The following is a 9,129-nucleotide window of genomic DNA, read 5'->3' as shown; positions in this document are numbered from 1 at the left end:
AGCCCGACATAGTGGCGTTCGCGCGAGGCGAAGAGGCGGATCGAGCTGACGCCGAGGTCTTTGAGGATCTGCGCGCCAAGGCCGATTTCCAGCCATTCGCTCTCGCGGGCCTGGGCCTGCTCGTGCGCCTCGCGTTCGTGCAGGCCGGCGCGGGCCGTGGTCGACACCCCGACGCCGACCGAGCCTTCGCGCAGGTAGACGATGACGCCGCGGCCCTTTTCGGCGATCTTCTTCATGATGTCGTCGATCTGGCGGTCCTTGCCGAACACATCCTTGGCGACATGCTCCAGATGCAGGCGCACCGGAATGTCGACGCCGTCGCGGATATCGCCGAACACGACCGCCAGATGCTGCATCGGATCCCAGGGCAGGGAATAGGCATGCGCCTTGGCCGGCCCATAGGGCGTTTCGATGCTGAAGCTTGAGGCGAGCTGGATCAGCGTTTCCTTGCGCTGGCGATAAGCGATGAGATCGGCGACGGAAACGCGCTTCAGCCCGTGCTCCTCGGCAAAGGCAAAGACCTCCGGTCCGTGCTTGACGGTGCCGTTGTCGTTGACCAGTTCGCCGATCACGCCGACCGGCGGCAGGCCGGCAAGCTTGCAGAGATCGACGGCGGCCTCCGTATGGCCCGAACGCATCAGCACGCCGCCTTCGCGCGCGACCAGCGGGAAGATGTGGCCGGGACGGACGAAATCGGCCGGGCCAACATTCGGGTTGGCGAGGTTGCGCACGGTGAGTGTGCGGTCCTCGGCGGAAATGCCGGTCGTCGTGCCGTGCTTGAAGTCGACGGTCACGGTAAACGCCGTGGTGTGGGCGCTGTCGTTTTCCGCGACCATGGCGTTGAGGTTGAGGCGCTTGGCCTCCTCCTTCGGCATGGGCGCGCAGACGATGCCCGAGGTATGGCGCACGATGAAGGCCATCTTCTCGGCGGTGCAGTGGACAGCGGCGACGATCAGGTCGCCTTCGTTCTCGCGGTCGTCGTCATCGGTAACGACGACGATTTCGCCGGCCTCGAAGGCGCGGATGGCGTCGACGACGCGGCTCTGGTCATAGCTCATGACGGAAATCCCTAGAATCTATTTTAGGCAGCCCGTTTGGCCGCGCTTCCTAAGAAATGGCTGGCAATGGAACAGCCTCCACAGAAGAATCCAGCCGCCATTTGCCGAGCAGGGCGGACAGCGCCTCCTGGAATTCGCCGGTCGAGATGTGCCCCGGAATCGGGGGCGGGGCATCACGCTCATCCCAGCACCCCGCCAAGCCAGAGCGAGATGGCCGGAAAGGCGATCAGCAGCACCATTCGAACCAGGTCGGCGGCCAGGAAGGGCATCACCCCGCGGAAGATCGTGTAAAGCGAAACACGATTGCCCACGACCACCTTCATCACGAAGACGTTCATCCCGATCGGCGGGGTGATCATGCCGATCTCGACGATGGTCAGCGTCACGATCCCCCACCAGATCGGATCGAGTTCCATCGAGAGGATGATCGGCAGCACGAAGGGCACGGTTATGACCACCGCGGCCACCGAGTCGAAGATGCTGCCAAGCACCAGGTACATCACGGCCAGCAGCGTCAGCACCGCCCAGACGGGCATCGTCTCGGGGTTGATGACCGCCGCCAACGCCTGGGCCATGCCGGCAAAGTTCAGGTGGCTGCCGAAGATGTTGGCACCGACGATCAGGATATAGAGCCCGGCGCTGGTGCCTGCGGCGTCGCGCAGCGCCACGAACAGGCCCGCCACCGAGGCGCGGCCCGAAACAAGCCAGGCCACGAAGGATAAACCGGCACCGACCGCCGCTGCCTCCTGAACGGTGAAGACGCCGCCATAGAGCCCGCCCAGCACGACAAGGAACAGGACGAGCGGCCGCCAGGCGATGCGCAGGGCGCGGATGGGTGCAAAGCTCTCGGTGCCATCGGGCGCGGGCGCCAGTTCGGGGCGAAGCCGCACTTGGATGAGGATCGAGATGATATAGAGGACCAGGGCCAGCACCCCCGGCACGATCGCGGCCATGAACGACTTGGCGATCGAGACTTCCGCGATCACGCAGTAGATGATCAGGATCACCGAGGGCGGGATCAGCGCGCCGAGCGTCCCGCCCGCAGCGATGCTGCCGGTCGAGAACCCCGGCGCGTAACCGCGCGCCTCCATCTCCCGGAATGCGACGCCGCCCAGCGTGGCGGTGGTGGCGACCGAAGAGCCGCTGATCGCGCCGAAGCCGGCGCAGCCGATCACGGTGGCCAGGGCGTGACCGCCGCGCACCCTGCCGAAGACCGAAGCGGCGGCGGTGAAGATGTCGTCGGCGAATCCGGCGGCGACGGCAAGATTGCCCATGATCAGGAACAGCGGCACCGCTGCCAGATCGACACTGGCGAGGCTTCCGACAAGGTTGTTGGTGCCCACCAGCAGCGCCGGGCGCATCCCCATCTGGAGAAACACGGCACCGAGGCCCGCTATCGCCAGCGCCATGCCGATCGGTACATGGGCCAGCGCCAGCAGGTAGAGGATGACGAACGATGCCAGGATCTTCGGCCCCGCGCCCAGCACCGGGGCGTATTGCGCGGTGACCAGCAGCAGCGCCAGTGCGGCGACCACCATCAGCCCCGGCGGCGCCAAATCGCGCAGCCGGTGCGCCGGGCGCTGAAGATAGCTGGTCAGTTCGGACAGGAAGACCGCCAACTGTGCCAGCGTGGCCAGCGCCATCGCCACTGCCGCCGCGCTCCAGAACGGGCCCTTGGGCAGCCCCAGCACCAGCGATGTCTCGCCGTTACCCGCCTTGGCCCCCGCGTAGCGCGCGAGGAACCACACGAAGAGGCAGGACACCCCAAGCCCCAGCGCCGCCGCGACCAGGCGTGGCGCGGCTTCGCCGGTGATCTGGCCGAGGATGCCCATCGAGACATGGCTTTGCCGCATGTTCGTCCAGACCAGCGCCAGTGCCATGACCACGGCGAAACTAAGTTCGGCAACCTCGTAGAGGCCGAGGATCGGCGCCGAGATGGTCCAGCGCAGCAGGACATCGACCGTGAAGGCTAGGGCGAGGCCGAGCAGCAGGATCCCGGCCAGATTGGCCAGAAGGTTGGCTGCGCGTTCAGCCTGCACGGCAAGTCTGCTCGTCATCTTCAGGGCCCCGGCGTCTTGTGTGCCGACCGGTAGGTCTCGAGTTCGGCCCGGTAGCCTTCAAGGACGGCGGCCCCGTTGGGCGTGGCTTCGACCCATTCGGCGATCACCCCATCGGCGGCCACGCCCCATTCGGCCAGTTCACCCTCGGTTGGTGTGATGATCCGATGGCCCGGCGTTGTTTCCACCACGCTGCGGACACGCAGGCTTTCCTTCTCCAGGCCCGCTCCCCAGAAGGCGGCGAAGGCAGAGGGCGGATTGTCGTCGAACACCTTGCGAATTTCGGGCGGCAGGCTGTCGTAGGTGGCCTGGTTCATCACCACATACATCGCAGTGGTGCCGAGCGGGATATCGACATGGCTGCGGGTAACGTCGAGCAGCGAAAAACCTTCGACAGCGAACCAGTCGGCAGCCGCGGCATCAACGACGTTCTTGGACAGGGCTTCCGCGATAGAGGGTGCTGGCATTCCCACCGGCGTTGCGCCTGTGGCGGTGATCATCGCCGAAAGCACGTTGCCGGCGGCGCGCACCTTGGCGCCTTTGAAGTCGGACAGGCCAGAGATCTCGTCCGCATGGTGCAGGCGCGCGATGTCGGCGGTGGCGATGCCGATGACCTTCACATTATCGAAGCCATCGATCAGCCCCTTGTCGTAAAGCGCGGCGATGGCTGCCGAAGATTCTGAGGAGCCAGAGGCGAGCAGCGGAAGTTCGGTGACGCCGGCGGCGGCGAAACGGCCCGGATTGTACGAGGTGATGCTCCAGCCAATGTCGAAAAGGCCGGCTTCGACCGAGTCGAACACTTCTGCGGGCGCTGCCGCCGAGCCGCCCATGAGGAACTCGACCTTGAGCTTGCCGCCCGACTCGTCTTCCAGTTTCTTGAACCAGGGCATGAAGAGGCTGGTGTTGAGAAAGTTGGTCGGACCGGGAAAGCTGGCAAAGCGCAAGGTAATCTCCTGCGCGAGGGCGGTTGTCGCAACAGTCAGACCCGCGAAACAGAAGGTTGCTGCGATCGTGCGGCGGATTGAGACTAAGAGCATGACCATCTCCATTCTAAAGCCAGTTTGAGATTCAGGGTTGCAGTGCTTGCTTGTGACGAAGCTTTGAAAGGAAAGATTCGGACCGAACCGTTCCCTGTGGGCAATGGTCATCGCCTATGGGGCGTATGTGGCAGGCATCCATCAACGACGGCGATCAGCGTCGCAAAGGCACAATCGACCGGCACCTGCGCGCCCGCTCCCTTCCCGTTCAGCAGACTGAGGGGCGCATCGGCTGTGCCAGTCATCTGAAGGTGAACAGCATGCACGCGCGCGCAGTCCCACCCGAACCGGACACGCGATGCCGCTTGGTGTTCATTGCCTCCCCTCGGCAGTTGAGGTCCCCTTGCCTGCGACACTCGTCTGCCCCATTCCCCTCAGATCGCCCGCACCAGGCCGCCATCCACAAGCAGACCCTGGCCGGTGATGTATCCCGCCTCCTCCGACAGGAGAAACGCGATGGTAGCGCCCAGTTCATCCTTGACCGCCGCGTAGCGGCCCATCGGAATCTTCGCCAGCGCCTCGGGCGTGGCGGAATAATTGTCCACGAAGCCGGGAAGCACCGCGTTGATCCGCCATCCCTCGCCGCCGTGGTGCGCCACGCAGAGTTTCAGAAAACTCGCCAGCGCGGCGCGGAACACCGCCGACAGCGGATAGGTCAGTTCGGGCTCGCGCGCCGTGTAGCTCGATACCGACACGACCGCGCCGGATTTCTGCCGGGCGAAAACCGGGGCAAGGTGCCGCAGCGCCCGAACCGTGGGCATCAGCACGATCTCTATCGCCTTGTGCCAGTCCTCGTCCGCAATCTGCAGAATATCGCCCTTGGGCGGGTGGCCCGTGTTGATCACCGCGCCGTCGATCCGGCCATGGCGATCCAGTGCCATGGCGACCAGCCTCGCCATGTCGTCTTCGCTCGTCACGTCGCCGCGCAGCCACATGGCGCCCAGTTCCGCCGCCACCGTCTCGATCTTCTCCGAGCGCGACATCAGCACCAGGGACCAGCCGCGCGCGGCCAATGCACGGGCAGCGCCGAGTCCGATGCCCGTGCTTGCCGCCGTCACCACCGCAACTCGACCGCCACGTCCTGCGTGGGTCGCCGTTCCTTGTTTCAGCATCGCCGCCTCCTTTCAGCACGGCGGAATCCGCCGTGCCCGTCGCACCTGGGTTCAGATTTCGGGCATCCACAGATCGGGCACATATTCGTAGCCCGAGCTGTTGCGCACGACATGGCCGAAGCCCGGGAACTCCAGGTGCATTCCGCCGATGGCAAGTCTGTCGGCGGAAATGCGGTCGAGAATACGCCGCCGCGTGGCGCGCCCTTGCTCCACATCCACGTCGAAGGCCAACCCGACCTCGGGATGGGCAATCTGCACCACAGGGACATGAGTGATGTCGCCCCAGATCAGCAACTCGTCCGTGCCGCTCGAAATGTGATAGCCGCTGTGTCCTGGCGTGTGGCCCGGCAGCGCCTCCCTTCGCATCCCGGGGATCACCTCTTCCTCTCCGATCGCGTGCCAGCGGTCGCCGTAGACCTTGCGCAACTGCGATGCATAGGAGTTGACCTGTGCCGAAATTCCCAGCGCGTCGGTCGGCGGCTCGCCTCCCAGCCAGTACTTCTCTTCGTCCAACGAGATGAACACCTCGGCCCTGGGAAAGACCGCCTTGCCCTCGTCGTCCAGCATCCCGCCGGCGTGGTCGGGATGAAGGTGGGTCAGCGCGATCCGGTCGATCTGATCGGGGATCACGCCGAGAACTGCCAAGTTCTTCAACAGTTTGCCCAGCGTCGGTCCCATCAGATTGCGCGAGCCAGTATCCACCAGCGTGCGCGACCCGCCGTGCTCCACCAGATAGGTGCCGATGGTCACATGAGGGTCGGCAGGCCGGAAGCGGCTTGCCAGGGCTTTCTGCACCTCCTCGGGCGCCATGCCAACCATCACCTCGGCCGGGATAGGAACGATGCCATCATTCACCGCCGTCACGACGAAGTCGCCCACACGCCTGCGGTAAAGGCCCGGCACTTGCCGGATTGTCTGATCGTTAGCCATTCGCGTCTCCTCCGGTCGGGTCAGGGTGTTGCCGCGAGGAGACGGATCCCCTCATGATCGCGTGGTCAGAAAAACTTGGCCAGCCGAAGCAGAGCCCCAAAGTCGCGCTTGAAGGTGTTCTCAGCATCGACATCTGTGCTCAGTTCGGTCACAAGTTGGGTGGTGGGGTTCAGCATCTGCGACCAAGCTAACCGCAGGGTGGTCACCTGACTGTCACCGCGGTCAACCCCTCCCCAGGTCTCCTCGCCGCCCCACGTGGTGCTGACGCCGAAGGAAACGGTGGTGGCGTCGCTGGCATGGTAGTTCAGCCAGCTAAGCGCGGTGAAATTTGGATCCTTCTCGATCGTTATGCCCCCCGGCCCGTCGTCGTTATCACCGTAGATGGTCACGTCGCCGACAACGTCCACCGACCATTTCGGGGCGATGTTGAAGTAGTAGGCAGGCTGTACCGTCACCGCCCAGCGATTTGAGCCCAGGCTGGCCACGTTGGGGTCGTATTCGCCGGTGGGCAGCGTCAGGTAGGTGGCGACCGCGAAGTAGCGGTTGTTCTCTGGATCGTTGAGAGGCCAGAACGTGGCCACGATCGAGGTATCGCCCAGGCTGAAGTCGTCGCTGGCGAGGGGCGCGCCGCCGATCGACATGTCGCTCAGGCCGCCGAAAGGCTGCACCACGTTGATGTCGGCCCGCATGTCGCCGACATCAAAGAAATACACGTAGCGGGCGATGCCGATATTGGTGTCGAGTCCTGATCCGGGAACCTCGTCGCCGTTGGAGTCTACGAAGGTGTCGGACGAACCGTGGAGATAATAGAGCAACCCAAGATGGGTTCCCGCCGGTGCCGGCATGAAGTCGCGCGGCTGTGCGTCGGCAGCCAGCGCCGCGCCGGCTCCCAGCGGCCCTAGCGTTGCCATCGAAAGTAGCGGGACCGTGCAGCGCAGGGCATTCTCGAAAAATCGTTTCAACGTCATCCTCCCCTTCATTTGTTCATCGCCTGCGACGCCTTTCAGGCCGGCGCCGCAGGGAAATGTTAACGACGCAGGGCCGTCTTAGAGCGGCCGGTCGCGCCAGGTGGGCTCGCGCAGTTCCTTGCGGAAGGTGGGCTTGCGCTGTTCGAGCTTGATCCCGATCTTCGGCAGCACCTTTTCCACCAGCAGTTCGTTCGAACGCAGCAGTTTGTCCACCGGGCCCGGACCCACACCGATCCACGGCACCAGCATTTCCATGCCGTAGGTCGTGATCGCCTTCTCCAACTTGCGGGCCACGGTATCCACCGTGCCGCAGATGGCGTAGCCGCGGTCCACCATCGATTCATAGGTGTTGGGGATCGGCCCCGTCTCGCCCGGACGGCGGAGCGCCTCGTTGAAGCCGAAGTGATCATGCCAGCCGGTCCAGATGTAACCCAGCGCGTCCTTGCCGATGTTGAAGGCCTCCTCGTCGGTATCGGCCACGACGATATCGCGGAAGTGGCCCACGTTCTGGCCCCACTTGATGTTCGGGTCACGCTTGACCGCCTCGGAATGATAGGCGTCCAGGCACGACCGCAGGATCTCGTCGATGGGGCTGAAGACGATCGGCCAGGCCCCCTCCTGCGCGGACCAGCGCATGGTGTTGGGGCTGAGCGTGAAGGGCACCATCACCTCGATGGTTGACGGATCCTGAAGTGTGTTCGGCGCGATGCCGATCTTCTTCAGAATGTCGCCCTCGACCATGTCCGGTGCCAGAAGCTTGGTCTTCGGGTGATCCCACTTCACATTGTCGGGCGGCACCTGCCAGTGTTTGCCCTTGTACGAGAAGGTAGTGTTGTTCAGCAGCCCCTTGATCACGTCATAGGCTTCCTGGAACAGCTCGCGGTTGCGGGCATCGTTGGTAGCGTAGTCAGGATCGGTGGCAAAGGTCGCCACGGCGCCGTTCTTCTGGCCGATGGTGGTCACATGCCGCGACTGGTAGCCGCGTGCAAAGCCCGCGAACATCCGCCCTTCCGAGAAATGGTCCAGCATCGCCAGATCCTCGGCCACAAGGATTGGATTGCGTGCAGGAAGCACGGTGGCCATCTGGCCGATGCGGATACGCTTGGTGAAACCCGCTGCCCAGGCGCCCAGAAGGATCGGATTGTTCGAAATCTCCAAGCCTTCTAGGTGGAAGTGGTGCTCCGAAAAGGCCACGAAGTCGAAGCCGAGGTCTTCCAGCTGCTTGATCACACGAGCGTGCTCGTTCAACGTCCGCTGGTAGTAGGTCGGATTGGCGCCCGGGTACTTCTCGTTCTTCAACTCGTCATGCTTGGCGGCCGAGGCCGGCAAGAGAAACGCTCCAAATCGCATAATCTATCCTCCCATTGTGCTTTGAGCTTGTTCTACCCGCGCCTTCCGCAGCGCGAATTCGGTCACCTGATCGGCAATGGTGTCGAGTTGGAAGCGCACCGAAGCGTCTACGCAGGTGCCTTCGGCATCGAAGACGTGCTGGGTCGAATTGATCATTCCGCCCATCGGTGTCGGCCAGCCGCGCAGCGCGTGGGCGATGGCGCGCAGTGCCGCCAGCGTCTGCCCGGCGGCCTGCCAGCCGGCGCCGCAGGCGATGCAGCCCACCGGCAGCCCGTCGAAATACACCCGCGCATCGCGGTTCATGTCCTCGGTATAGTCGATCGCATTCTTCACCAGCCCCGAAACCGAGCCGTGATAGGCCGGCGAGCAGATCACCACCCCGTCACACTCGCGCATCAGCGCCACCAGGCGCGCGGCGGCTTCGCTGCGCTCGGCGGTATCGGGCGAGTAGAGCGGCAGGTCGAGCGCCGGCCCCGAGATCAACTCGGTCCGCGCTCCGCGTTCCGCAGCGCGCGCCAGCACATGGGCCAGCGCCTTCTGCCCGGTTGATTGCATGCGTAAACTTCCACCCACCCCGACAATCAAAGGGCGTACAGTACCAGCCTTCATTAAAGGAT

At 64.1% G+C, this 9,129-nt stretch carries 8 protein-coding genes; all 8 read right to left on the bottom strand.

Translation table 11 applies throughout. The annotated features are described in order from the left end of the window. Positions 1–1,058, bottom strand: a 1,058-nt coding sequence (gene ribB, locus RNA01_RS19620; RefSeq protein WP_147181846.1) for a 3,4-dihydroxy-2-butanone-4-phosphate synthase, incomplete at its 3' end; no start/stop codon positions are given. 179 nt (positions 1,059–1,237) lie between these two features. Continuing rightward, positions 1,238–3,115, bottom strand: coding sequence for a TRAP transporter large permease subunit (locus RNA01_RS19615; RefSeq protein WP_147181845.1), 1,878 nt, complete (start codon positions 3,113–3,115; stop codon positions 1,238–1,240). Between the two features lie 2 nt (positions 3,116–3,117). Continuing rightward, positions 3,118–4,152 (bottom strand): TRAP transporter substrate-binding protein, encoded by a 1,035-nt coding sequence (locus RNA01_RS19610; RefSeq protein WP_170253561.1) that lies wholly within the window; start codon positions 4,150–4,152, stop codon positions 3,118–3,120. Between the two features lie 374 nt (positions 4,153–4,526). Further along, positions 4,527–5,264 (bottom strand): SDR family oxidoreductase, encoded by a 738-nt coding sequence (locus tag RNA01_RS19605; protein WP_210245785.1) that lies wholly within the window; start codon positions 5,262–5,264, stop codon positions 4,527–4,529. A 51-nt stretch (positions 5,265–5,315) separates the two neighbouring features. After that, positions 5,316–6,194, bottom strand: coding sequence for an MBL fold metallo-hydrolase (locus RNA01_RS19600; protein ID WP_147181843.1), 879 nt, complete (start codon positions 6,192–6,194; stop codon positions 5,316–5,318). Positions 6,195–6,259: 65 nt separating this feature from the next. Then, entirely contained in the window at positions 6,260–7,162 is a 903-nt protein-coding gene (locus RNA01_RS19595) for a transporter (protein ID WP_170253559.1), read from the bottom strand. Positions 7,163–7,240: 78 nt separating this feature from the next. Continuing rightward, the gene (locus RNA01_RS19590; RefSeq protein ID WP_147181841.1) at positions 7,241–8,512 is read right to left on the bottom strand and encodes an LLM class flavin-dependent oxidoreductase; all 1,272 of its coding nucleotides are present in this window, start codon (positions 8,510–8,512) and stop codon (positions 7,241–7,243) included. A 3-nt stretch (positions 8,513–8,515) separates the two neighbouring features. Further along, on the bottom strand, positions 8,516–9,121 hold the full coding sequence (locus RNA01_RS19585; RefSeq protein ID WP_147181840.1) for an NADPH-dependent FMN reductase: 606 nt from the start codon (positions 9,119–9,121) through the stop codon (positions 8,516–8,518). Positions 9,122–9,129: the final 8 nt, after the last annotated feature.

This window comes from Paenirhizobium naphthalenivorans (assembly GCF_007992095.1).
Taxonomy (GTDB): Bacteria; Pseudomonadota; Alphaproteobacteria; order Rhizobiales; family Rhizobiaceae; genus Allorhizobium; species Allorhizobium naphthalenivorans.
Note: the sequence above shows the minus strand (reverse complement) of the source record. Positions and strands in the feature narration are given on the sequence as shown.